Below are 23,618 nucleotides of genomic sequence, written 5' to 3'. Positions count from 1 at the left end.
CCATGTAGCTGACTTGCTCGGTTAGAGGTAGGTCGGCTGGCAAGGCAAAGGATTGTGCCGACCCCTTTTAGGCGGGATTGAGGGCGGCAAATATGTTGTCGTAAGTCCCGTCGCGTTCAGCCCAGCGGCGGGCCTGATCGCGTTCGAGGAGCAATTCGCCGCGCGGGTGGTTGCCTTGCTCAAGCATCGCCATCACCTCCGAAATATAAGAGCCCAGAGGCATCGCGCGAGGGTCGGCGGCCTGTGCAGTGCCGGTCAATTCGGTCTGGACATAGGGCGGCGACAATTCGAGAACCTCGACAGGCAAGGTGCGAAGCTGGTGGCGCAGCGAGACCAGCCATGAATGCAGGAACGCTTTGCTCGCGCAATATGTGGCAAAGTCGGCGCGAGGCACGAAGGCGAGCGCGGAACTGGTCGCCATGATAGTTGCGTGACGTTGCTTCCTCAATGTCGGCAGGAAGGCGGCAATCACGCGCAGCACACCGAGGATATTCGTCTGCACAATCGTTTCGGCCTCGGCCACCTTCCAATCACCAGACGCGATATCCTCAGTTCGAGAAATCCCGGCGTTGGCTATCAATACATTAAGGTCGGGGAACCGTACGCGGACGTCGCTCGCCAGGCGCGTCAGGGAGTGAGGATCGTCCAAGTCGAGGTGCATCCCGACAATGCCGGGGCGACCGGCCGCGATGCTTTCAAGCTGGCCCTGCCGCCGTCCCGTTATGATGACGCGGTTGCCTCGATCATGAAGAGCTTCGGCAAGCGCACGGCCAATCCCGCTCGTGCCGCCAGTGATCAGTATAGTGTTGTCGGTCATTCTCATTGTTGGAACCTTTCCGAAGTTCTGCGTTCAAGGAAAGGCCACGGCTAGTCATCGAAACCCATACGGGCATCCCTCATCGAAGACCAGATTTCCTTGGTCTTGGCGAAAGATCGGCCTTGGGTGATGATATAAATCCATACCGCGCGCCTTCAAAGTCGAGTTCTCCCTGCTGGGACCTTCTCGACAAAGGACGCGTTGGATGACGGTAACGCCTACGACAGCGCGGGTTTCATCGCTGCAGCCAAACAACTAACCGAGCCAGCGCCCGCGGTCAACGCCGTTGCCCGAGCGGTGTTTGCTTTTGGGAATATCAAAAAGCCCCATAGCCGGTAAGGGCTACGGGGCTTGAGGCAACGAAATGTCGCGAGATCGGGATCAGCACGAGTTTGCCCGGTTCGTCGGGCTGTTCGGGTCGGACGTAGATGCGTTGGTGCCGTTTGCCCCCGCAGTGGTTGGGCTCTGGCCGCAATTAGCGTTCGTGCTGCCTGAATTACCCGCGCCTTGCGCGTTGGTGCTGCCCGTCGTTGTCGTGTCGGGCACTATCGCGCCTCCGGCTCCAGTGCCCGGGGTTCCAGTGCCGGTGGCGTCGGTCGATGTGCCGGTGCCTGAAGTGCCGGTTGAACCCGAACCGCCGGAACCGGTGCCGCCGCCAGCACCCTGAGCGAATGCGGAAGTAGCAAGACCAAGTGCAAGAGCGCTCACAGTGAGAAGTTTTACGATCATGAAATGTTTCCTCTCTGTTATCACAACCGCCTCCTAACCGCGGGTGGCATCGAAAGTTCCCTCTGCGCTGAAACCATTTGAAACGGTCGAAACCTTTGAGACGCAACTTGGCCGGAGGCGGCTTGGCCCATGGCGGTTCCTTGTCCATGCGCACAAATCTGCTTCAACGGTCGGCCCCGGGTTCAAATCCTGAAACGGTGGACGGGTGTGCCGCGGACGCCGGCTTCGAAGGCGAAGAGCGTTCCGTGTTCGAACGTGCCGTTGTTGTCGGTGGAGAGGGTGGTGACGTAGATCGTTGCGAGATCCGGCCCGCCGAAACAGGGCATGGTCGGTGATTTCGCCGGCATTTTGTAGATCTCCACGACCTCGCCCTCCGGCGACAGCCGGTTGACACCGCCCGACAGGATGCCGGCGATCCAGTAGAAGCCGTTCGCATCCATGGCGGCGCCATCCGGCCGGCCTTCTTCCGGGGCGAAATCGTGCAGCCGGCGAGGGGGACCGGTGACGCCCTTCTGCGGATCGAAATCGAAGACCTGGGCAAAAAGGCCGCTGCTGTCCGAGTGATACATGGTTCGGCCGTCCGGGCTCCAAGCAAGGCCATTGGAGGTCAGCAGCCCGCCATCGATGATCGTGGTGAAGGAGCCGTCGGGCATGACGCGATAGAGGCGGGCATTGCCGGTCTGCGGGATAGCCTCGTCACGGGTGCCGACCCAGAAGCAGCCGTCGGGGCCGACCTTGCCGTCATTGAGCCGGCTGTCGGGGCGCCCGCCGTCGGGATTGCAGAGCAGCTTCATCGTCCCGGTTTTCGGGTTCAGGAGGTGAACGCCGTTTTCGAGCGCTACGGCGATATCGCCGCTTTCGCAGAGCGCCAGGCAGCCGATCTTGTGCGGCATGTCGTAACGGTCGACCTGTCCGTTGGCGTGCAGGCAGATCGCTGCCGGCGCCAGGATGTCGACCAGCCAGAGATCTCCGGTGCGGTCGTCCCAAGTGGGCGATTCGCCGACCTTCAGCGGAAAGTCGATGACCCGTCGCACCTTCGGGGTGATGATGTCCGGTTTGCTCATGCCCCAGCCTTTCCAGGAACGATCAGGCCGTTTCTGTCGCGCTGCCTGACTTGTCCGTCGTGTTCGGTTTCGCAGAAGCTGCCGCCCTGAAAGAATGCGGCTACTGCACTTTCGGCTATCTGCTCGATACGCAGGTGATCGCGACTATGGTCCTGCGGGCGATAACCGAGGCGCTCGGCAGTTTCGTCGCGCCACCAGCCGGAATCGTTGCGCGAAACGCCGTAGACGACAGCGGCAGCGATTTCCGGGTGGGTAAGGCCGATCCAGACGAGCTGGTAGAGGTCGCGAGGGCTGATCCAGATGGCAGCCGTGCGTTCGCTGTTCGGATAGGCGGCAGCGTTGCCGATGCGGATCGACAGTGTCGAGATGCCGGCCTTGTCGTAATAAAAGCCCGCGACCATCTCGCCCCAGCATTTTGACAGGCCGTAACGCGTGTCGGGGCGGGGAACATCGAACGGGGTAATCGTTTCGGACCGCGGATAAAAGCCAGTCGTGTGATTGCTGGAGGCAAAAACAACGCGGTTCACGCCGGTTGCGCGCGCTGCATCGTAGAGATTGTAGGTACCGAGGATATTTGTCTGCAACATGTCGTCGATGCCTGCCTCGTTAGGCAGACCGCCAAGATGGATGACACCGTCCATCCCGTCGAGGGCGGCGCGCATCGCATCTGCATCCGCGAGATTGCCTTCGAAAAAACTTTCACTCGATGCAAGCTCTTTCGCCGGTCTGACATCGATCAGCCTGATATGCTGCACGACAGGGCGCAGAAAATCCCTGAGCTGCGTGGCAATGCGGCCCGCCCCGCCGGTTATTGCGATCCGTTTCAAAATGCGTCTCCCTGCGGCCGCCATCAGGCGTCGATAGATTGAGCCTCGACGCCTTGGAACATGCGGGCGCGCGCATTCAGGATATGCGTTTTCATGGCGTTGTGCGCATCCGTTTCCCGACGGGCGAGGATGGCTTCCACGATTGCCGCATGTTCGTCCTGCACATGGCGGACATGCAGCGGCGTCCGCTTGAGGCTGAGGCTACGCGTCACCGACATGCCGATCGAAAAATGCGGCTTGAACCACTCCCGGACGATCGTGTGGAACTGGTTGCCGGTCGCCATGGCGATGGCATCATGCAGCCTTTGATCCTCCTCGGCACCCAGTTCTCCGACCTCCAGACAGTGCTCGAGTGCCGCGAGCGCCGCCATGATGCGGACCTTGTCATTAACCTGCCAGTTGCGCGCCGCGAGTGCCGCGGCTTCCGCCTCGAGGCCTGCCCGGAACTCAAAAAACCGCTGCACGTCGGCCAGTGAACCGACCGGGACCTGGTTGAGGACTGAAGAGTCCGGCCGCTGCCGCACGTAGGAACCGGAGCCTTTGCGCGAGACGATCAACTGGTCGGCACGAAGACGCTCCAGGGCCTCGCGCACGACCGGCCGTGACGCGCCGAACATCACGGAGAGATTGGGCTCCGACGGAAGCCTTTCATTGACTGGAAAGCGGCCATCAGCAATCATTTCCACGATCCTCTCGTAGATGATGTCGCTGAAGCGAGGCTCGGCCTTGGCTGCCGCTATCACGCCGGCCTGGTTCATCAACGTCCCTTTTCACGTCCCCATTCGGGGAACTCGGGCTGCGCTTCCTTTTCCGGAGAATAGAGACCAGAAATCCTGCGGCCCGCCGTGAGCCTTTGATCGACGAAGGCTTCCTCCGCCACGTCTTGAGGATTGGCCACGTCTTGAGGATTGTAAGTCATGCGTCTCCTCCCGTTCGGCATGCTTTTGGGAGGTAGGACTATTGAGCCTGTCAAAATCTGTCAATACTTGTAATCATCTGAAAACCGGTTATGGTCCCGTTTGCCGATGGGATGGAGGTCCATGGCGGTCTGTTGGCTGGGAACCCGGCCAGATCGCCAACCAGGTCGGCACGGTCTGAATTGGGAGGAGATCTATGCGCGACGATGAAATCATGTCTTCCGGCGTAACCCGCCGGACATTCCTGGCGGGTGTCAGCGGGGCAGTGGCCCTGTCCATGGCGGGCGGCAGCGCGAGCGCTGCCGGGGCCAAGGAAGCACCGCAACTGGCAGCCCTGGTGAAGGACGGAAAGCTTCCGCCGCTGGCCGAACGGCTGCCGCAAACCCCCATGGTGGTGAAGCCCTGGGAAAAGATCGGCACGTATGGCGGCACGTTGCGGCGCGGCCTGCGCGGCTCGTCCGACCACAACGGCATCCTGCGCATGGTCGGCAACCAGGGCCTTGTCCGCTGGAATATGGACTTTACCGCAGTCCTGCCGAACCTTGCCGAGAAGTGGGAAGTCAATGCCGACGCCTCGCAATTCACCTTTCATCTGCTGAAGGGTGCGAAATGGTCGGACGGTCATCCGTTCACGGCCGACGACGTGGTGTTCGCGATCGAGGATGTCGTCAAGAACAAGGAGCTTTACAGCTCCACGCCGGCCCAGCTTGCCGTCGCCGGCAAGCCGGTGATCGTCGAGAAAATTGACGACTACACCGTCAAGTTCACCTTCGCTGCCGCCAACGCGCTCTATCTGGAAAACCTGGCGACCCCGCTCGGTCAGCATCCGACGCTGTTTGCCAAGCACTACTGCAGCAAGTTCCTTCCGAAATATAACCCGAATCTCGATGCGGACGCGAAGGCGGCCGGAGCGGCAGGATGGACGGAACTTTTCCGTTCCAAGTGCGGCGATATCGAAATCCCTTCTCGCTGGTCGAATGTCGAAAAGCCGACAATGGATCCCTGGGTCGTCAAGGAGCCCTATTCGGGCGGTGCAACCCGCGTCGTCATGACCCGCAATCCCTACTTCTGGCAGGTCGATACGGAAGGCAACCAGCTTCCCTATATCGACGAGTTGAATTTCGGCATCTCTCAGGACGTCGAATCCCTGATGCTGAACGTCATCTCCGGCAAGATCGACATCCAGGAGCGCCATATCAGCGTGCTCGCCAACAAGCCGACCCTGTCGCAGAACATGAAGAAGGGCGACTATCGCCTGATGACGCTGGTGCCGTCCGCGGCACAGCAATGCTCGCTCTATCTGAACATGACCCACAAAGACCCGGTGTTGCGCAAGATCTTCGCCGACAAGTCCTTCCGTCAGGCTCTGTCGACGGGCATCAATCGCCAGGAAATCATCGACATCGTCTATTTCGGCCAGAGCGAAGGTTACCAGACCGGTCCGCGGCCCGGTCATCCCTGGTACCATGAGAAGCTTGCGCGCCAGTTCACCGAATACGCCCCGGACAAAGCCAATGCCCTCCTGGACAAGGCGGGCCTGGACAAGAAGAATGCCAACGGGATCCGCCTGCGGCCGGATGGCCAGCCGATCTTCTTTGCGGTGGACGTCATCCCGACGCTTTATCCGGACCTCGTGGATACGCTGGAACTGGTGAAGGCGCATTGGGCCAAGATCGGCATCGACATGAAGGTCAATACGATCGAGCGCGCGCTCTACTACACCCGCGGCGACGACAATGCGCACGACGCGCAGGTCTGGCCGGGCCCGGGCGGTCTCGATCCGATGCTCGATCCGCGCGACTACTTCGCGTTCCACCCACAGGGTTCGCGCTACGCGATCCCGTGGACGCTCTGGTACACGTCGAACGGCCAGAAGGGCGAGGAACCGCCGGAAAGCCAGAAGAAGCGTATGAAGCTCTTCGACGCCGCCCGCTCGACGGCCGATCTCGCCAAGCGCGGGGAAGTCATGAAGCAGATCTTCGATCTGGCTGCCGAGGACTTCGAAGTGATGGGGATCTGCCTTGCCGTCGGTGGCTTCGGCATCATCCGCAACAATCTGCGCAACGTGCCTGAGAAGGAGCCGGACAGCTGGTCCTGGCCGAATCCGGGTCCCGCTCTGCCACAGCAGTTCACCTTCACGAGCTGATCTGGGTTTATCTCGCCGGTGCCGCCGTCTGATCGGCGGCGGCACTCCTCCAGCCCCGTTGCATGGACGTTGAAGCGACAGCCTTTGGCCTCGCGTCGGCATGCCGTGCAATCCGTATTGCGAGCGTTCGATGCTGAAATTCATCGTCAAGCGACTTTTCTGGATGATCCCATCGCTGTTTGCGGTGAGTTTCCTGGCCTTCGTCCTGATCCAGCTCCCGCCCGGCGACTTCGTCACCACCTACATTGCCACTCTCGCGTCTTCCAACGAGGTGGTCGACCAGAATACTGCCGCGCAGCTGCGCGAGCGGTTCGGCCTCGACCAACCGATGTTGATACAATATTTGAAATGGATCTGGGGCATCCTCACCCGCGGTGATTTCGGCATCTCGTTCGAATGGCAACAGCCGGTCTCCGGTCTGATCTGGGAGCGCATGGCGCTCACTCTTGTGCTGGCCCTCGTAAGCCTGATCGCCACCTGGGCGCTGGCGCTGCCGATCGGCGTCTATTCCGCGGTGAAGAAATACTCGATCGGCGACTATGCCTTCACGGCCTTCACCTTCTTCGGCCTGTCTATCCCGTCCTTCCTGCTGGCGCTGGTGCTGATGTATGTCGCGGCGGTCGAATTCGGCGCGGACGTCGGCGGGCTTTTCTCTCCGGAATACGAGATGGCCTCCTGGAGCCTTGCCAAGATGTACGACCTGCTGACACATCTGTGGCTGCCGGTTGCGATCCTTGCGATCTCGTCTACCGCAAGCCTGATCCGCGTCATGCGCGCCAACATGCTGGACGAGTTGCCGAAGCCTTATGTGACGACGGCGCGTGCCAAGGGTCTTTCCGAGTTCCGGCTGCTGATCAAATATCCGCTGCGCATCGCACTCAACCCATTCATCTCGACGATCGCCTGGCTGCTGCCGAACCTGATTTCCGGCTCCGTCGTGGTTGCGATCGTCCTCAACCTGCCGACCGCCGCCCCACTGCTCCTCCAGTCACTGATGGCGCAGGACATGTATCTCGCCGGCGCCTTCGTGCTTTTGATCTGCGCGCTCACCCTGATCGGCTCGCTGATCAGCGACATCCTGCTTGCGCTGGTCGATCCGCGCATTCGGCTAGAATAGGAGAACACCCATGGTCGATGTCTCCATCACCAATGTCAGGCCGGACCGCGCCGCCGTTGCCTCGCAATGGCAGCTCATCTGGTGGGCTTTCAAGCGGCACAAGCTCGCCATGGCGGCGCTCGTCGTCACGCTTGCCATGTATATCGTTGCGCTCGTACCGGGCTTCTTCGCGATCAACGACCCGTTCATGCAGAATGCCCGCTCGACGTTTCACCCGCCGCAGGGCCTTCACCTGTTCGATACCACCAACGGCTTCCAGATCGGACCGCATTATTATGGGATGAAGCTGACGCGGGACCCGAACACGCTGGCAGCCGTCTTCGTGGAGGATACGGGCGTGAAGGTGCCGATCGCCTTCTTTGGCCGAGGCTACACCTATTCGGTACTCGGTCTTTTCGAGACCGACATTCACCTGATCGCCACCACCGACAAGAGCAAGCCGCTTTATCTGTTCGGCGCCGATCGCCTCGGCCGTGACGTCTATAGCCGCACGGTGCAAGGTGCCCAGATATCGCTGTCGATCGGTCTGGTCGGGGTCTTCCTGTCGCTGCTGCTCGGCATCGTTCTCGGCGGCATCTCCGGTTATTATGGCGGCCGGATCGATTTCGTCATGCAGCGCGTCATCGATTTCGTGCTGTCGCTGCCGACCATTCCGATCTGGCTGGCGCTGGCGGCCGCATTGCCGCAGGGCTGGCCGGCGACACTCCAGTACATGATGATCACCATCATCCTGTCGTTCACGGGCTGGGCGCAGCTCGCCCGCGTCGTGCGCGGCCGCTTTCTGTCGCTTCGCACCGAAGAGTTCGTCGCCGCAGCACGCCTCGACGGCGTCTCGGAAGGCCGCATCATCTTCCGCCACATGTTGCCGAGCTTCTCAAGCCACATCATCGCCTCGATGACTTTGGCGGTGCCTGCGATGATCCTCGCGGAGACCTCGCTGTCGTTCCTCGGTCTCGGCCTGCAGCCACCGACGATCTCCTGGGGCGTGCTGCTGCGTGAAGCGCAGAACATCCGCTCCATCGCCACCGCTCCATGGCTCTTCATGCCGGGGCTCGCGGTCGTCGTCGCCGTCATGGCGCTCAACCTCTTCGGCGACGGCCTGCGTGATGCGGCCGATCCCTACAACAAGTGAGGCGCCGATGACCGATGTCCTTTCCATCGTCCCCCGCCCCTCGATTGCAGCGGGCAAGCCGTTGCTCGAAGTCAAGAACCTGGTGACCGAGTTTGCGCTCCGCACCGGCGTCTTCAGGGCCGTGGATGATCTTTCCTTCTCGATCGAGCCTGGCAAAACGCTCTGCGTCGTCGGTGAGAGCGGATCGGGGAAATCCGTGACCGCGCGCTCGATCCTGCAGATCGTAGACTCGCCCGGCGAGATTGCCTCCGGATCGATTTTACTGCACCGCCCGGACGGCACGTCGCTCGACCTCGCCAAGCTCAACCCGCGCAGCCGGGCGATCCGCTCGGTGCGCGGCCGCGACATCGCGATGATCTTCCAGGAGCCGATGTCGTCGCTCTCGCCGGTGCACACGGTTGGCGACCAGATCACCGAAGTGCTGCGGTTGCACCTCAACATGAGCAAGGCGCAGGCAAGGACTGAGGCAATCTCGCTACTGCGGCAGGTGGAAATTCCCGATCCGGAAAAGGCGCTCGACCGCTACGCCTTCCAGTATTCCGGCGGCATGCGCCAGCGCGCCATGATCGCCATGGCGCTCGCCTGCAAGCCGCAGCTGCTGATTGCCGACGAGCCAACCACGGCGCTCGACGTGACGACCCAGGCCGAGATCCTCGACCTGATCAAACGGCTGCAGCAGTCGACCGGCATGGCCGTGCTGTTCATCACCCACGACATGGGCGTCGTCGCCCAGATCGCCGACGACGTGCTGGTCATGCATCATGGCGTCGCCAAGGAATACGGGCCGGTCGAGCAGATCTTCCATTCGCCGCAGGATCCTTACACGCGCATGCTGATCGGCTCGGTGCTGAAGCTGGAGCAGAAGGCCGAGATCAGGCTTGCCCGTCCGCCGCTCGACACGACAGCCGAGCCGATCCTCACCATCCGCAACCTTTCCATGCATTTCGGCGACATGAAGGCGCTGAACGACGTCTCGATCGCGCTGCTTCCCGGCGAGACGCTCGGCATCGTGGGAGAGAGCGGCTCCGGCAAGACGACAATGGGCCGCTCGGTCATGCGTCTCTATGATCCGACGGGTGGCGAGATGCTCTATCGACGCGCCGACGGCAAGGTCGTCGATCTTGCCAAACTCGAAGGTGCCGAGCTGAAGGCCGCGCGGCGCGAACTGCGCATGGTTTTCCAGGACCCGTTCGGGTCGCTCAATCCGCGCATGACCGTCGCACAGGTGATCGGCGAACCCCTGCTGGTCAACGGCATCGCCCGTGGCAAGGAACTCGACGAGCGGGTCTGCCACCTGATGGATCAGGTCGGCCTCGATCCCGCCGGACGCGAGCGTTACCCGCATGCGTTTTCGGGCGGCCAGCGCCAGCGCATCGGCATCGCCCGGGCGATCACGCTCAATCCGCGCATCATCGTCGCCGACGAGGCGACCTCGGCGCTCGACGTTTCCGTGCGCTTCCAGGTGCTCGATCTTCTGATGCGGCTGCAGGACGAACTTGGTCTCGCCTATATCTTCATCAGCCACGACATCGGGGTCATTCGCTACATGTGCGACCGGGTGGGCGTCATGTATCGCGGCAAGCTTGTCGAAGTGGGCGAGGCCGACAAGGTCTGCAACGCGCCGGACCACCCTTATACGCAAGCGCTCATCTCGGCCATTCCGCGACCGGATCCGCGCGACCGCGATCGCTCCAGGCGATTCCGTTATACCGAACCCAGCCAGGTCAAGAATGGGAGCACGGCAGGATGAAGATCACCGGTATTCGCACCTTCCTTATGCAGGTCGGCTCACCCGACCTTGAGGCGCGGCAGACGGCGCCGGTGCCAAAATCGGCCCAGCCTTTCGGCGGAACCCGCAACTGGCTCTTCCTGAAAATCGATACCGACGAGGGCATTACCGGCATCGGCGAATGCTCCGGCTGGCCGCGTGTCGTCGAAACCGCGATCAGGGACCTCGCCCCGCTTCTGATCGGGGAAGATCCGACTCATATCGAAAAGCTGTGGCAAAAGATGGCGATCGCCATGATGGGCCACGGCATGCTCGGCACGGTCGGTGGCGGCGCTGCGACCGGCATCGACATGGCGCTGTGGGACATCAAGGGCAAGGTGCTGGGCGTGCCGGTATGGAACCTGCTCGGAGGCAAGCTGCGTGACCGAATTCCGATCTATTCGCATGCCAACACGGTCGAAAAGGCGCTTTCCCTCAAGAACCGCGGCATCAAGGCGCTCAAATGCGGCGGCGTTTCCGATCCGGTTCGCAAGGTCGCCATGCTGCGCGATGCCGTCGGCGACGAGATGGACATCGCGATCGATCTGCACGGCCCGCCATGGATGACGCCGGCCGATGCCTGCCGCCTGGTGCGCAAGCTCGAACCCTACGAACTGCTTTGGGTTGAAGACCCGATCGCACCGGACAATGTCGAAGGGTACCGGCGTATCCGCGACGCAGCCCATATCCCGCTCGCAGCCGGCGAACGCACTGCGACCATCTTCGGCGAACGGCAGTTGATCGAGGAAGAACTGATCGACGTGATCCAGCCGGATACGGGACGCGCCGGCGGCATTACCCAGATGAAGAAGATCGCCGCGATGGCGGAAGCGCATCACATCCAGATGGCGCCGCATTCTGGCTCGCTCGGCCCGGTCGCGGAATATGCGGCACTTCATCTGCTCGCCTCGATCCCGAACGCACTCATCCTCGAACGGATCGACGACGACTGGGAGGGCCGTAAGCACACGATCGTGCCGCACCCTGTCCAGCAAGGCGGTTCGCTTGCGGTCCCGAATGGGCCGGGTCTCGGCTGCGATATCGACGAGGAATTCGTCGCCCGCTTCCCGAGCGACGGCAACGTTTCGATCCCGGTGCAGGAAAGCGGCGGCGCCTACGCGCCGGGGACTCACGGCGAACGCCTCTACGTGCAGACGCGCCTGTCGCGCCGGCATTACTTCAACACCTGAGGGCGGCCCAGCCATGAAAAATTGATCGGGACATCGTTCGCGGCGGCGATGAATATTGTGGGAATAGACGCTGTCCATCATTGCCGAGGCGATATAGGAAGGCTGCTCCAGCAACAGGCAGACCGCAATGGATAACTCGATCAAGATAGATAATCGCGGCGACTTCGGGCTGTGGGCTATCGAAGTGGCCAAGCAGATCGTCGCCGAAGAGGGTTTTGAACTGGCCAAAGCCTCACGAGACGGCACCGAGGACCAGGTCCGCGTAGCCGGCAACGCGCTGGGACAGGCGATCACCAATGCACTCATCGAAGTGTATGACGGCCTGCTCGAAGGCGTGCCTGAAGAATAAAGCCCCGCTTATTCCAAGACAAGAGCACCTGCGTTCTGCGGAAACGGCAAAGGCCGCCGGCTGACCGGCGACCTTTTTCGGCTGCGATAGCAGCAGACGATTATTCGGCAGGCTGGGCTGAGGGTATCAGCACAGCGTTTTCGGCATCGACATTGCCCGCCATGGCGGCAGCGAACTGCGTCGGGTCCAGCTCGTTTTCCCAGCGGGCGACGACGACGGTCGCGACCGCATTGCCGACCAGATTGGTGAGCGCCCGGCATTCCGACATGAAGCGATCGATGCCGAGGATCAGCGCCATGCCGGCGACCGGCACGGATGGGACCACCGAAAGGGTCGCCGCCAGGGTGATGAAGCCGGCCCCGGTAATGCCTGCAGCTCCCTTCGAGCTCAACATCGCGACGAGCAGCAGCAGGATCTGGTCGCCAAGCGTGATCGGCGTGTCAGTCGCCTGGGCAATGAAGAGTGCGGCCAGCGTCATGTAGATGTTGGTACCGTCGAGATTGAAGGAATAGCCGGTCGGAATGACAAGACCGACCACCGAGCGCTTGCAGCCGGCGCGTTCCATCTTCGCCATCAAGCCGGGCAATGCCGCTTCCGACGAGGAAGTGCCGAGCACAAGAAGCAGTTCTTCCTTGATGTAGCGGATGAGTGAGATGATCGAAAAGCCGTTGTAGCGTGCGACGGCCCCGAGGACGACCAGCACGAAGAGGAGCGAGGTGAGATAGAAAGTGCCGATCAGCATCGCAAGGTTGGCAATCGAACCGATGCCGTACTTGCCGATGGTAAAGGCCATGGCGCCGAAGGCGCCGATCGGCGCAGCCTTCATCAGGATGGTTACGAGACGGAAGATCGGCGCGGTCAATGCCTGCAGGAAGTCAATAACTGGACGACCGCGTTCGCCGACCATGCCAAGCGCGATGCCGAAGAGAACCGAGAAGAACAGCACCTGCAGGATATCGCCCTGTGCAAAGGCACCGACGATCGTATCCGGAATGATGTTCATCAAGAAGCCGGTGATCGTGGTGTCATGCGCCTTCGCCGTATAGGTCGCGACCGCCTTGGCGTCGAGCGTGGCCGGATCGATGTGCATGCCGGCACCCGGCTGAACGATATTCGAGACGAGCAGGCCAACGGCGAGCGCGAGCGTCGAAAACACCAGAAAGTAGATCATCGCCTTGCCAGCGACTCGCCCGACCTTTTGCAGATCGGCCATGCCGGCGATACCGGTTGCGACGGTCAGGAAAATCACTGGCGCGATGATCATCTTCACCAGCTTGATGAAGGCATCGCCGAGCGGCTTCAGGGAAGCGCCGGTGTCCGGATAGAAATGACCGAGCAGGATGCCAGCGGCGATCGCCACGAGAACCTGGAAATAAAGGTGGCGGTAGAAAGGAAGCTTGCCGTGCGTTGGCGCATCGGAAATCGTTGCGTTCATCATATCCTCCATGGCGCCCCAACCAAATCGGCCTCCCGGGGCGCGGCGTTACTGTTGCTGCAGGCTTTGCTGGAGCAACATGCGTGCCAAAGAACCGGATAATGCCAACCACTTGATTTATCTCGTTTAAATTTAGGCGTGGAAGGCGGACTTTATGACGTGGCGTGCGGATTTCCGCATCGGCCTTTGCATTTCATGCGGATTTATGCACACATTCACCGATGCTTGAGCAGCGTCATCGAGAGAAATCGGTCAAGGTTCCCCCGTTCGCACGGTCAACCTGGCCCGTCTTTGGCTTGGCAGCCACCGCGATCCTGATATCCGCTCTTTATGCGGCCGGTCATTACGGCCGCAGTTCCGCAGTCGCAGCGCTCATTGCACAGGGCCACGCCGATGCCAATCTGAAGGTTGCGCTGTTGCGTGCGGTGCTCGAAAGACCGCGCGCACTTCCCCTGCTTCTGGCCGAGGATCAACAAGTGGTCGGCGCGCTCGCATCGAGAGACGCAGAAGCGGTCGATGCCCTGGACCGAAAACTGGAAGGGCTCGTGGCCGGCACCCACGCCTCCGTTCTCTACGTCACCGGCAGGGACGGCATCGCGGTCGCATCCAGCAACTGGCGCGAACCCTTGAGCTTCGTCGGCAACGACTATTCGTTCCGCGAATATTTTCAACGGGCGATGGAGAACGGAACGGCAGAGCACTTCGCCTTGGGCAGCGTCAGCAAGCGGCCCGGACTCTATATCTCGCGGCGCGCCGAAAACCAGGCCGGCGCGCTCGGTGTCGTTGTGGTGAAGATGGAATTCGACCAGCTTGAAAGCGATTGGCGGGAGGCAAACCGTCCCGCCTATGTCACCGACGCCAATGGTGTCGTTTTGATCACCAGCATTCCCTCCTGGCGCTTCACGACGACTGCGCCATTGCCGGCAGAGCGGCTTGGCGCCATCCGCCAGAGCCTGCAATTCGGCGACGCCCCTTTGACGCCTCTTCCGATCGTGCGGCCGCAACCTCTCTCCGACGACGCATCGATCGTTTCGGCGGTTTTGCCGGGAACAAGCGAAGGTGAGTATCTTCGCCTTCTGACGCCGGTCCCTTCGACATCCTGGCGCCTTGAATATCTCGTGCCGACCGAGCCGTCCGTCGCGGCTGCGGTTCGCGAAGCACGACTGCTTGCACTTGCCGTGCTTGTTCCGATCCTGGCGCTGATCGCATTCCTTCTGCGGCGGCGGCAGATGATCACCATTCGCATCGCCGCGGAGAAAACCCTGCGCGAAGAGCTCGAACGTCGTGTCACGGAACGAACCGTCGATCTGAGCCGCGCCAGGGACCTCCTGCAGGAAGAGATTGCCGATCATCGCAGTACCGAGTCAAAACTGCAGGTGGTGCAGCAGGAGCTCGTGCAGGCAAACCGCCTGGCGATCCTTGGCCAGGTTGCGGCCGGGGTTGCCCATGAAATCAACCAGCCGGTCGCAACAATCCGCGCCTATGCGGACAATGCCCGTATCTTCCTGCAACGGGACCGGAAAGCGTCGGCGGAGGAAAATCTCGGCGAGATCGCAGCGCTGACGGAGCGCATCGGCATGATCACCGAGGAGCTCAAGGCCTTCGGACGCAAGGGACGAACGCCGCCCGAAGCCGTCGATCTGCGGGGTGCCATCGAAGGCGCGGTCGTTCTTCTGCGAAGCCGCTTCGCCGGGCGGCTCGACATACTCGCGATCGATCTGCCGCCGCCCGGCCTTGCCGTCACCGGCAATCGCGTCCGGCTCGAACAGGTACTGATCAATCTTTTCCAGAATGCCTTGGAAGCGCTGGAAGGCCGGACCGATGCAAGCGTCAATGTCTCCGTGGAGACACTATCGGACGAGGTTGTGATCCGCGTCTCGGACAATGGTCCCGGCATTGATCCGGCAATCAGAAGCTCGCTCTTTTCGCCGTTCAACACGTCCAAGGAAAAGGGTCTTGGACTTGGTCTGGTTATTTCGAAGGATATCGTCGCCGACTACGGCGGTCGCATCGAGGTCGAAAGCGGCGAAACCGGCACAACTTTCATTGTCTATCTGCGCAAGGCGGCATCATGAGCAATCCAACCCCTGTCATTCTGGTTGACGACGATGCCGATCTTCTCAAGGCTACCGCCCAGACGATCGAGCTTGCGGGCTTTGCAGTCTCTCGATTTTCGAAGGCTTCCGCCGCGCTGGTCCGGATCGACGATAGTTTCGCGGGCGTCATCGTTTCCGACATCCGCATGCCCGAGATCGACGGGCTGCAACTCTTCGACGGCGTCCGCAAGCTCGATCCGGACCTTCCCGTCATCCTGATGACCGGCCATGGCGACATACCGATGGCCGTCAAGGCGATGCAGGATGGGGCCTACGACTTCATCACCAAACCTTTCCCCGCGGACCGTCTGGTGCAGGCCATTCGCCGCGCTGCAGAAAAACGGCGGCTGATCCTGGAGAACAGGACACTCCGCGATGTGGCCGAACAGGCACGCGACGACCTGCCGCTCATCGGCCAGACCGTCGCCATGGAGCGGCTGCGCAGAACACTTCGTCAGATTGCCGATACCGATGTCGACGTTCTGGTGACCGGGGAGACCGGCAGCGGCAAGGAAGTCGTTGCCAATCTGATCCATCGATGGAGCAGGCGCTCGAAGGGCAGTTTCGTTGCGCTCAATTGCGGCGCGCTTCCCGAAACCATCATCGAAAGCGAATTGTTCGGCCACGAGCCCGGCGCTTTCACCGGTGCGCAAAAGAAGCGGGTCGGCAGGATCGAATATTCGAGTGGCGGCACGCTTTTCCTCGACGAGATCGAAAGCATGCCGCCCGCCACGCAGATCCATATGCTGCGCGTCCTGGAAGCGCGTGAAGTGGCACCTCTCGGCACCAATGAGACACGGCCGATCGATCTGAGGGTCGTGGCCGCCGCCAAGGTCGATCTCGGCGATCCCGCGCAACGCGGCGCATTTAGGGAAGACCTCTATTACCGGCTCAACGTCGTCACCATCTCCATCCCGCCGCTGCGTGAACGGCGCGACGACGTCCTCCTGCTTTTCGGATTCTTTTGCGAACGGGCCGCCAAGCGGTTCAACCGTCAAACGCCCGCTCTGTCATCCTTTACCCGCCAATATCTCGAAACCCATCATTGGCCCGGCAATGTCCGCGAACTGTCTCACTTTGCGGAGCGTTTCGTCCTCGGGCTTGCAGGTGACGACGACAGGGCAACGGCGTCACCAGAGGCGGCCACCTTGACGTTACCCCAGCGCCTCAACCAGCATGAAGCGGAAATCCTCCGGGAGACGCTGGCCAGCAACGGAGGCGATGTCCGCCGTACGATCGAGGCGCTCGGTATTCCGCGGAAAACCTTCTACGACAAGCTCCAACGGCACGGGATTGAGCGCGCCTCCTTCGACCAGGGCGTCAAGCCGGCCCGATAAGGGTCCAGGGGCGCAGGCAGGCTCTATCGATACGCACGGGGGCCATGTCAGCGATAGACCGCGGCACAAAAATAGGCCAACTTGCTGCCATCAAGCAGAAGCATGGCCATCCTTCATCAGCCGGAGAACAAGAGGCGCGAAAAGAGCCCAACTCAGCTACTGATCGGCGGTTATCAACGATGGTTGGAGGATGAATGGCTGGTCGTCTGGACGGTAAGGTGGCGCTCATCAGTGGCGGCGCGGGCGGATGCGGGCTTGCCGCGAGCGAGCTTTTTGCCCGGGAAGGTGCTGCGGTCGGGATCGTTGATCTCCCGCATAGCCAGGGGGCGGCCGTCGCCGCTCGCCTGCGCGAAGAGGGTATGACGGTTGCGTTCGCACCCGCCGACGTTTCCGACGAACTGCAGGTGAAACACGCGGTAGACGCGATTTCCGGCGAACTCGGACCGATCACGGTGCTGTTCAATCATGCCGGAACGATCATCGTCCGGCCGTTCCTCGAAACCTCGGTGGAGGACTGGGATCGGCTGATGGCCATCAATGTCCGCAGCATGTTCCTGATGACGCGTGCCGTCCTGCCGCAGATGATCAAGGCTGGCGGCGGGTCCATCGTCTGCACGTCGTCGATCTCGGCGGTCGCCGCCACACCGATGGAAGTTCTCTACGATACGACCAAGGGCGCGTGCCACATGTTTGCCCGGGCGATCGCGGTCGAGTTTCGAGACCGCAACATCCGCTGCAACGCCGTGTGCCCGGGCTTCATCCAGACGCCGCATGGCCAGAAGGAGGTCGAGGCACTGACCCGTTACGGGGTCGACGTCTCGGATGCGGCGATCGCGGCCCAACAGGGCAGGATGTGCCGGCCGGACGAGGTGGCCAAGGCGGCTCTCTACCTTGCAAGCGACGATGCCAGCTTCGTCAGCGGTACCCATCTGTTTGTCGATAATTGTTTTACAGCGATGTGAGGGGAGGGGAGACATGGCTTTGGAAAAAGGCGGCCTGTGGCGCAACTGGGTCGGCAATCAATATTGCGTCTCACAATTCAAGGCATCGCCGGAAACGGAAGCCGAAGTGGCGGAGCTTGTCCACGAAGCTGATCGGCGTGACCTGGCGGTGCGTGTTTCGGGCTCGGGACATTCCTTCACACCCGTCGTCGGCACCAACGGCCTGTTGCTGTCGCTCGCAAACCTGCGCGGCGTGCAGAATATCGATCGGGAGCGAAAGCAGATCACCGTCGCCGGCGGCACGCGCATCAACGAAATCGGCAGGACGCTGAAGGAGCACGGTCTTTCGCTGTTCAACCAGGGCGACATCGACAGCCAGGCCGTCGCCGGCGCATTTACGACCGGAACCCACGGTACCGGGATCAAGCTCGGAAACCTGGCCTCGTCGATTGCCGGCATGCGTATCGTCACCGCCACCGGAGACATCCTCGATATCGACGGCCGCGACAGGGACAGGCTACATGCGGCCCAGGTTTCGGTTGGTACGCTCGGCGTTATCTCCTCGCTGACGCTCAACGTCATGGACGCCTATAATCTGCACGAACGTCTCTGGCGGGACGATTTCGAGACCTGTATGGAACGTCACGACGAACTGGCGTCCCAACACCGCCATTTCGGCTTCTTCTGGTGCCCGACGCCCGAAAGCCGCCATCTCTATTGCCTTGCCGACACGTCTGCGGTGTCGAGCACGAACAAGCTGGCCGATGTCTGCGAGATGAAGGTCATGGACATGACCGACGCAGCACCGATGGAAAGCGAATTCGAGAAAATTGCCTATAGTTCGGAAGTTTATCCCATCGAATACGTGCCGAATTTCGTCGAACTGGAATACGCGGTTCCGCTGGAGCACGGCAAGGCCGCGGTGAGGGCTGTCCGGGATCTGATGCTCAACAAGCACACCAACTGCATCTATCCGATCGAATACCGGTTTACCGCCGGCGATCCGGCCTGGATGAGCCCCTTTCATCACCAGGACAGTATCACCCTGTCGGTGTCGGGTGGTCCGGGTATCGATTACTGGCCCTTCCTGAGGGACGTCGACCAAATTCTTGGCAGGTACAATTCTCGCCCGCATTGGGGAAAGATGCATTTCCTCGACACGGACGACGTCACAAGGCTTTACCCTCGCGCCAAGGAATTTCGAGCGCTCCGACGGGATTTGGATCCGAAAGGCCAGTTCCTGAACGACCACTTGAAGATGTTGTTTGGATAAGGATCAAGCGCCTAGGCAACGGCAGCCTTGGACGGTTTGAGGCCGAGAATGCGTACTGCGTTATCGTGGAAGACCTTTTGCTTCGTGGCGGCACTCATCTCGATCTCATCGAGAAGTTTTAGGCAGACGGCCGGATCCCAGCAGGGATAGTCCGTACCGTACATGACGTTGTCGGCGCCGAAATAGTCGATCGCGAACTTCTGGCCGGCGGAATGCGGTGAAACCGTATCGGTGAACATCTGGTGGAGATAGTGGCTGACCGGCTTGGTCAGGCCCGCGGTCTTGGAATTTTTGTCCATGCGGCCGGACTGGTATGGTAGCGCGCCGCCCGTATGCGACATGACGATCTTGAGGCCCGGATGACGCTCCATCATGCCGGAAAGGATGAGCCGCGATGCTGCCGCGCTCACTTCGACCACGCGGCCGAGGCTCAGGTGCAGGGCATCATTATAGCCCTGCATCACGTCGGCGAACACCGCATCTGTCGGATGCAGGAACATCGGCAGGCCAAGCTCCGCGACCCGCTCGTAGAAAGGTTCCAGCCGGACATCGTCGATCATGCCTTCCTTGCCGACGCTGCCGGGCAGGTTGACCCCCATGAGGCCAAGCCGGTTGACGGCATCGTCGAGCACTTCGATCGCAACTCGCGTGTCGACCAGCGGAATCGCCGCCGAGGCCCAGACGCGGCCGGGATAACGCCGCTGCGCCCAGGCCATTTCCTCGTTCCAGGCCAGCGCCGCGTCGCGGCCCTCCTCGGCCGGCAGTTCCGAGAAGTAGATCGACAGCGGGCCGATTGAGCAGACCACCGAAATGTCATGGCCGAGACTGTCCATATAGGCGAGCTGCTCGTCGAGATCGAACCATTCCTTCCAGCTCGCCACCGTGCCGCGGCGCCCATTGGCGCCGTGATAGGTGTAGCCGCCGCGCGCATTCACGACGGCCCTTGGAAAACCTTCGCGCTTCAGAAGCGGTTCGAAAATCGACCGCGGCCACCAGTGGAAATGGGAATCGATGATTTTCATGAGACTATCCTCAAGATGTTCTTCAACGGTTGCTATCGACGCGCCAGGAATCGGTCCTGCTTTCCAGGAACGACAGGATCTGGGTCAGCAGCACACCGAGCACGACGACGATGACGATCGACACCATCATCTTGGTCGTCTGCATCAGCTGGCCGTAATAGGTGATGGCGTAGCCAAGGCCGGCATTGGCGCCGAAGAGTTCGGCGACCACGACACCGGTCAGCGCCCGGCCGACGCCGAGGCGAAGGCCGGCCATCATCACCGGCACGGATCCCGGCAATGCAACACGCAGGAAGATGTCGAGCGGCTTCGCCCCGAAGGAACGGGCCGCGCGGGCAAGGTCGCGATCGGTATTCTTGATGCCGGACAGGGTGTTGGCATAGATCGGCGTCAGTGCGAAAAGGAAGGCGATCGCAATGATCGTCGGCCGGCCGTATCCGAGCCAGGCGACGAAAAGCGGATAGAAGGCGACGGTCGGCGCCGAATATTTGAACCAGATGAACGGTTCGAGCGCCGATTCCACATCCGCAAACCAGCCGGCCAGCATGCCGAGGACAATACCGACCACGGCGGCAAGACCGAGCGACCAGACGAAGCAATAAAGCGTCGCCGCCACATTGGTGGCGACCGAACCATCTTCGAACTGAGCCATGAATTCCACGGCGACCTGGCTCGGCGTCGAGATGAAGAACGGATTGATGAAGCCGGTGTCGACGGCGATCTGCCAGAAAACCACGATGCCGATCATCGACAGGGTGCCGAGCACGAGCGCCTGGCGGCGATAGAAAAGTTCGGCGATCATTTCGACCTCCAGTCGCGGACCTTGTTCTCCACCGAGCGGACCATGACGGTCAGCGTGTAGCCGAAGGCGCTGACGATCAGTGCATAGACAAGCAGGCGGTCGATGCGCATGGCGGAGCCATAGAGATTGAGCTGATAGCCGATGCCCGCCTGCGACACGAACAACTCGCCGACGATGACGCCGAGCACGGCACGGCCGACGGCGAGCCTCAGGCCCGTGAGCAACGCCGGCAGCGAACCCGGCACCAGGACGCGGGTGAAGATATCGAACCTGGTCGCGCCGAACGAACGCGCCATCCGGATGAACCGCGGATCGGCTTCGCTCATGCCGGCCATGGTGTTGAGAACGATCGGGAAGACAGCGCCGAGGAAAACCACGGCGATCTTCGGCGCCATGTCGATGCCGAGCCAGATCACCATGATTGGCAGCAGCACCAGCGTCGGGGCGATATAAAGCGCCATCAGCGGCGGATCGATCAGGTAGCGGGCGATCTTCGAGGTGCCGAGCAGCACGCCGAGCGGAATGGACACCACGATCGCCAGCGCGAAACCGGCGACGAATTCCGTCAGGCTGATGCGGGCGTGATAGAGGAAATTGTCATTCCGGAAGATATCGATCGCCGCGAAGAAAACCTCCGTCGGGCGGCTGGTGAAACGGCCATTCACCCAGCCCATGGTCGGCGCGATCTGCCACAGCACAAGAAATGCAAGGACGGCAAGCGTCCCGATGATCGCCGAGCGGGACGGACGCAGGAAGGAAAGGGAAAGCTGTCGGGTTTCCGCTGGTCCAGCGGTGATCTCTGCCGATCTCATGCGACCTCCTGCACCAGCTGCATGCTGGACATGTCTTCCGCCAGATGCGCGCGCAGCCGCTTGCGCAATTCGTGGAAGTCCTCGCTGTCGAGGATTGCCTCGTTGCGCGGGCGCGGCAGATCGACCTTGATCACTTCCTTGATATGACCCGGGTTTCGGCCCATGACGACGATCTTGTCGGCCAGGAATATCGCTTCGTCGATATCGTGGGTGACGAACAAAGCCGTCTTCTTGGCGCGCTCCCAGATGCGCAAAAGCTCGGTGCCCATGATCTCGCGGGTCTGGGCGTCGAGCGCCCCGAACGGCTCGTCCATGAGCAGCACTTCAGGATCGACGGCAAGCGCCCGGGCGATGTTGACGCGCTGGCGCATGCCGCCGGAAAGCTGGTGGGGATGATAGTCGGAGAAGCGGCCGAGGCCGACGAGGCGGATCATCTGCATGGCCCGCTCGTTGAGGTCGCCGCCGCTCCAGCGCTGCATTTCGAGCCCGAACTTGACGTTGCCACGCACCGAACGCCAGGGAAGCAGAGAGGCTTCCTGAAACACCACCGCGCGGTCGGGACCCGGACCATCAATCCGCTTGCCATCGATCTCAATAGAACCACGCGTCAGTTCGACAAGCCCCGCGACCGCCATCAGCAGCGTGCTCTTGCCGCAACCGCTGGAGCCGACGATGGTGACGAATTCGCCCTTTTCGACCGACAAGGCGACACTGTCGACGGCAGAGAACACCTCGTTGCTCTTCGGTTTGCGATAATCGATTCCGAGATCGCGGATTTCAATCTGCGCCACTGCTTTCTCCTCCTGGAGCGGGCCTCCGCCCGCTCTCGTTATATTGTCATGCAGATGGAAGGCTCACTTCGGCTTCCACTCGTTGTAGGTATCGTGGAACGTGCCGATCCAATACTTGTCGACCGGCATGGGTTGCTTATAGGTGCCGTTCATGATGCCGACGTCCCAGAAGGCCTTCATGCCGGCGTCGCTCGCCAGACGGCCGTCTTCGAAGATCTCGTCGATGAAGTCGTCATAACCGCGGTTGAGATAGGTCTCCTCGAGGCCGAGCTTGGAGGCGAGGAGCTTGACCGACTCCTCCTTGTGGGCCTTGGACCACCGGACGGCCTTGGCAAAGCCGCGCAATACGGCCTTGATGGCATTCGGATCGTTCTTGATGAAATCCTCACGCGCATAGAAGCAGTGGAACGGGAAATCCGGCGCGATCGACTTCTGTTGCAGGATCAGGTTGAAGCCGCGATCGGCCGCCATGAACTTTTCCGGCGTCGCGAAGATGTTGACTTCGAGCTGGCCGGCTTCCATCGCAGCGAGACGCGGCACGGAGCCGCCGCCCTGGACGATCTGCACTTCGCTCTTCGGATCGATGCCCTTTGTCTTCAGCGCATAACGCGTCAGGAAGTCGGTCGACGACCCGAAGGTCGAGATACCGAAACGCTTGCCCTTGGCGTCTTCGAGCGTCTTGATCGACGGCACCGAATACCAGTCGAAGACGGCCATGTTGAAGCCGCCGTAGAAGATCTTCACGCCCTGGCCGGTTTCGACACCGACAAGCGCTTCCGAGAACGCGCCAACGCCGATATCCACGGCGCCGGCGACCATGCCGCGCACCAGGTCCGTGCCGCCCTTGAAGGCGACGATCTTCACGTTGATACCTTCTTCCTTGAAGAAACCCTGTGCATCGGCAACATAGATCGGCAACAGGGTCGAGGTATTGAGCGGCAGGCCGATCGTGATGTCCTTCTTCTCGATCGCCTGGGCGCTCGCCGCCTGAAAGGACAGCGCGGCAAATGCCGCCGCTGTCGCCATGGTTTTCAGAAATTTCAACATTCTCTC

General features: G+C 61.2%; 21 protein-coding genes. 10 read left to right on the top strand and 11 right to left on the bottom strand.

Annotation, left to right across the window (positions count from 1 at the left end; genetic code table 11):
* Nucleotides 1–67: 67 nt before the first annotated feature.
* The 5 genes from AC1DLT_RS01235 to AC1DLT_RS01215 all read right to left on the bottom strand — a co-directional run bounded on the left by AC1DLT_RS01235 (nt 68) and on the right by AC1DLT_RS01215 (nt 4,356).
* Complete coding sequence (locus AC1DLT_RS01235) at nt 68–823, bottom strand: SDR family oxidoreductase (RefSeq protein ID WP_477485608.1); 756 nt, start codon at nt 821–823, stop codon at nt 68–70.
* 905 nt (nt 824–1,728) lie between these two features.
* Complete coding sequence (locus AC1DLT_RS01230; protein WP_477485607.1) at nt 1,729–2,610, bottom strand: SMP-30/gluconolactonase/LRE family protein; 882 nt, start codon at nt 2,608–2,610, stop codon at nt 1,729–1,731.
* On the bottom strand, nt 2,607–3,437 hold the full coding sequence (locus tag AC1DLT_RS01225; protein ID WP_477485606.1) for an NAD-dependent epimerase/dehydratase family protein: 831 nt from the start codon (nt 3,435–3,437) through the stop codon (nt 2,607–2,609). The genes AC1DLT_RS01230 and AC1DLT_RS01225 overlap by 4 nt, the downstream gene beginning before the upstream one ends.
* Before the next feature lie 23 nt (nt 3,438–3,460).
* On the bottom strand, nt 3,461–4,195 hold the full coding sequence (locus AC1DLT_RS01220; RefSeq protein WP_040125121.1) for a FadR/GntR family transcriptional regulator: 735 nt from the start codon (nt 4,193–4,195) through the stop codon (nt 3,461–3,463).
* Nucleotides 4,195–4,356, bottom strand: a complete 162-nt coding sequence (locus AC1DLT_RS01215) for a hypothetical protein (RefSeq protein WP_157885318.1) — start codon at nt 4,354–4,356, stop codon at nt 4,195–4,197. Before AC1DLT_RS01215 ends, AC1DLT_RS01220 begins: the two co-directional genes overlap by 1 nt.
* Before the next feature lie 194 nt (nt 4,357–4,550).
* Between AC1DLT_RS01215 and AC1DLT_RS01210 the strand changes: the two genes are divergently transcribed.
* The 6 genes from AC1DLT_RS01210 to AC1DLT_RS01185 all read left to right on the top strand — a co-directional run bounded on the left by AC1DLT_RS01210 (nt 4,551) and on the right by AC1DLT_RS01185 (nt 12,056).
* Nucleotides 4,551–6,500: an ABC transporter substrate-binding protein gene (locus AC1DLT_RS01210; protein ID WP_247035094.1), complete on the top strand. Its 1,950-nt coding sequence runs from the start codon at nt 4,551–4,553 to the stop codon at nt 6,498–6,500.
* A gap of 130 nt (nt 6,501–6,630) precedes the next feature.
* Nucleotides 6,631–7,617: an ABC transporter permease gene (locus tag AC1DLT_RS01205; RefSeq protein WP_040125117.1), complete on the top strand. Its 987-nt coding sequence runs from the start codon at nt 6,631–6,633 to the stop codon at nt 7,615–7,617.
* Between the two features lie 10 nt (nt 7,618–7,627).
* Entirely contained in the window at nt 7,628–8,749 is a 1,122-nt protein-coding gene (locus AC1DLT_RS01200) for an ABC transporter permease (RefSeq protein ID WP_040125115.1), read from the top strand.
* A gap of 7 nt (nt 8,750–8,756) precedes the next feature.
* The gene (locus tag AC1DLT_RS01195) at nt 8,757–10,499 is read left to right on the top strand and encodes an ABC transporter ATP-binding protein (protein WP_477485605.1); all 1,743 of its coding nucleotides are present in this window, start codon (nt 8,757–8,759) and stop codon (nt 10,497–10,499) included.
* Entirely contained in the window at nt 10,496–11,707 is a 1,212-nt protein-coding gene (locus tag AC1DLT_RS01190) for a mandelate racemase/muconate lactonizing enzyme family protein (RefSeq protein ID WP_477485604.1), read from the top strand. The genes AC1DLT_RS01195 and AC1DLT_RS01190 overlap by 4 nt, the downstream gene beginning before the upstream one ends.
* Before the next feature lie 127 nt (nt 11,708–11,834).
* Nucleotides 11,835–12,056, top strand: coding sequence for a hypothetical protein (locus AC1DLT_RS01185; protein WP_477485603.1), 222 nt, complete (start codon nt 11,835–11,837; stop codon nt 12,054–12,056).
* Between the two features lie 100 nt (nt 12,057–12,156).
* Here AC1DLT_RS01185 and AC1DLT_RS01180 read toward each other — a convergent pair whose 3' ends face one another.
* Nucleotides 12,157–13,491, bottom strand: coding sequence for a dicarboxylate/amino acid:cation symporter (locus tag AC1DLT_RS01180; protein WP_040125833.1), 1,335 nt, complete (start codon nt 13,489–13,491; stop codon nt 12,157–12,159).
* 221 nt (nt 13,492–13,712) lie between these two features.
* Here AC1DLT_RS01180 and AC1DLT_RS01175 point away from each other — a divergent pair, with 221 nt between their 5' ends.
* The 4 genes from AC1DLT_RS01175 (at nt 13,713) to AC1DLT_RS01160 (ending at nt 19,138) form a co-directional block, all read left to right on the top strand.
* Entirely contained in the window at nt 13,713–15,566 is a 1,854-nt protein-coding gene (locus AC1DLT_RS01175) for a sensor histidine kinase (RefSeq protein WP_477485602.1), read from the top strand.
* Nucleotides 15,563–16,924, top strand: a complete 1,362-nt coding sequence (locus tag AC1DLT_RS01170) for a sigma-54-dependent transcriptional regulator (RefSeq protein ID WP_477485601.1) — start codon at nt 15,563–15,565, stop codon at nt 16,922–16,924. The genes AC1DLT_RS01175 and AC1DLT_RS01170 overlap by 4 nt, the downstream gene beginning before the upstream one ends.
* A 194-nt stretch (nt 16,925–17,118) precedes the next feature.
* The gene (locus AC1DLT_RS01165) at nt 17,119–17,886 is read left to right on the top strand and encodes an SDR family NAD(P)-dependent oxidoreductase (RefSeq protein ID WP_477485600.1); all 768 of its coding nucleotides are present in this window, start codon (nt 17,119–17,121) and stop codon (nt 17,884–17,886) included.
* Between the two features lie 13 nt (nt 17,887–17,899).
* Nucleotides 17,900–19,138, top strand: a complete 1,239-nt coding sequence (locus AC1DLT_RS01160) for a D-arabinono-1,4-lactone oxidase (RefSeq protein ID WP_477485599.1) — start codon at nt 17,900–17,902, stop codon at nt 19,136–19,138.
* Nucleotides 19,139–19,149: 11 nt separating this feature from the next.
* On the opposite strand, the gene AC1DLT_RS01155 is transcribed toward AC1DLT_RS01160, so the two are convergent.
* The 5 genes from AC1DLT_RS01155 to AC1DLT_RS01135 form a co-directional block, all read right to left on the bottom strand.
* On the bottom strand, nt 19,150–20,160 hold the full coding sequence (locus tag AC1DLT_RS01155; RefSeq protein WP_477485598.1) for an amidohydrolase family protein: 1,011 nt from the start codon (nt 20,158–20,160) through the stop codon (nt 19,150–19,152).
* Nucleotides 20,161–20,182: 22 nt separating this feature from the next.
* Nucleotides 20,183–20,962, bottom strand: a complete 780-nt coding sequence (locus AC1DLT_RS01150; protein WP_477485597.1) for an ABC transporter permease — start codon at nt 20,960–20,962, stop codon at nt 20,183–20,185.
* Nucleotides 20,959–21,774, bottom strand: coding sequence for an ABC transporter permease (locus AC1DLT_RS01145; RefSeq protein WP_477485596.1), 816 nt, complete (start codon nt 21,772–21,774; stop codon nt 20,959–20,961). The genes AC1DLT_RS01150 and AC1DLT_RS01145 overlap by 4 nt, the downstream gene beginning before the upstream one ends.
* Nucleotides 21,771–22,565 carry an ABC transporter ATP-binding protein gene (locus AC1DLT_RS01140; RefSeq protein ID WP_477485595.1) on the bottom strand — a complete coding sequence of 265 codons (795 nt, stop codon included), beginning with the start codon at nt 22,563–22,565 and terminating at the stop codon, nt 21,771–21,773. Before AC1DLT_RS01140 ends, AC1DLT_RS01145 begins: the two co-directional genes overlap by 4 nt.
* A gap of 63 nt (nt 22,566–22,628) precedes the next feature.
* The gene (locus tag AC1DLT_RS01135; protein WP_040125088.1) at nt 22,629–23,612 is read right to left on the bottom strand and encodes an ABC transporter substrate-binding protein; all 984 of its coding nucleotides are present in this window, start codon (nt 23,610–23,612) and stop codon (nt 22,629–22,631) included.
* Nucleotides 23,613–23,618 lie beyond the last annotated feature (6 nt).

This window comes from Neorhizobium sp. 05N33 (genome assembly GCF_056397445.1).
Note: the sequence above shows the minus strand (reverse complement) of the source record. Positions and strands in the feature narration are given on the sequence as shown.

Excerpts from the sequence above, each read along its gene's own strand:
- AC1DLT_RS01235 (WP_477485608.1), bottom strand. The coding sequence starts at position 823 with ATGAGAATGACCGACAACACTATACTGATCACTGGCGGCACGAGCGGG.
- AC1DLT_RS01230 (WP_477485607.1), bottom strand. The coding sequence starts at position 2,610 with ATGAGCAAACCGGACATCATCACCCCGAAGGTGCGACGGGTCATCGAC.
- AC1DLT_RS01220 (WP_040125121.1), bottom strand. The coding sequence starts at position 4,195 with ATGAACCAGGCCGGCGTGATAGCGGCAGCCAAGGCCGAGCCTCGCTTC.
- AC1DLT_RS01215 (WP_157885318.1), bottom strand. The coding sequence starts at position 4,356 with ATGACTTACAATCCTCAAGACGTGGCCAATCCTCAAGACGTGGCGGAG.
- AC1DLT_RS01210 (WP_247035094.1), top strand. The coding sequence starts at position 4,551 with ATGCGCGACGATGAAATCATGTCTTCCGGCGTAACCCGCCGGACATTC.
- AC1DLT_RS01205 (WP_040125117.1), top strand. The coding sequence starts at position 6,631 with ATGCTGAAATTCATCGTCAAGCGACTTTTCTGGATGATCCCATCGCTG.
- AC1DLT_RS01200 (WP_040125115.1), top strand. The coding sequence starts at position 7,628 with ATGGTCGATGTCTCCATCACCAATGTCAGGCCGGACCGCGCCGCCGTT.
- AC1DLT_RS01195 (WP_477485605.1), top strand. The coding sequence starts at position 8,757 with ATGACCGATGTCCTTTCCATCGTCCCCCGCCCCTCGATTGCAGCGGGC.
- AC1DLT_RS01190 (WP_477485604.1), top strand. The coding sequence starts at position 10,496 with ATGAAGATCACCGGTATTCGCACCTTCCTTATGCAGGTCGGCTCACCC.
- AC1DLT_RS01185 (WP_477485603.1), top strand. The coding sequence starts at position 11,835 with ATGGATAACTCGATCAAGATAGATAATCGCGGCGACTTCGGGCTGTGG.
- AC1DLT_RS01180 (WP_040125833.1), bottom strand. The coding sequence starts at position 13,491 with ATGAACGCAACGATTTCCGATGCGCCAACGCACGGCAAGCTTCCTTTC.
- AC1DLT_RS01175 (WP_477485602.1), top strand. The coding sequence starts at position 13,713 with ATGCTTGAGCAGCGTCATCGAGAGAAATCGGTCAAGGTTCCCCCGTTC.
- AC1DLT_RS01170 (WP_477485601.1), top strand. The coding sequence starts at position 15,563 with ATGAGCAATCCAACCCCTGTCATTCTGGTTGACGACGATGCCGATCTT.
- AC1DLT_RS01165 (WP_477485600.1), top strand. The coding sequence starts at position 17,119 with ATGGCTGGTCGTCTGGACGGTAAGGTGGCGCTCATCAGTGGCGGCGCG.
- AC1DLT_RS01160 (WP_477485599.1), top strand. The coding sequence starts at position 17,900 with ATGGCTTTGGAAAAAGGCGGCCTGTGGCGCAACTGGGTCGGCAATCAA.
- AC1DLT_RS01155 (WP_477485598.1), bottom strand. The coding sequence starts at position 20,160 with ATGAAAATCATCGATTCCCATTTCCACTGGTGGCCGCGGTCGATTTTC.
- AC1DLT_RS01150 (WP_477485597.1), bottom strand. The coding sequence starts at position 20,962 with ATGATCGCCGAACTTTTCTATCGCCGCCAGGCGCTCGTGCTCGGCACC.
- AC1DLT_RS01145 (WP_477485596.1), bottom strand. The coding sequence starts at position 21,774 with ATGAGATCGGCAGAGATCACCGCTGGACCAGCGGAAACCCGACAGCTT.
- AC1DLT_RS01135 (WP_040125088.1), bottom strand. The coding sequence starts at position 23,612 with ATGTTGAAATTTCTGAAAACCATGGCGACAGCGGCGGCATTTGCCGCG.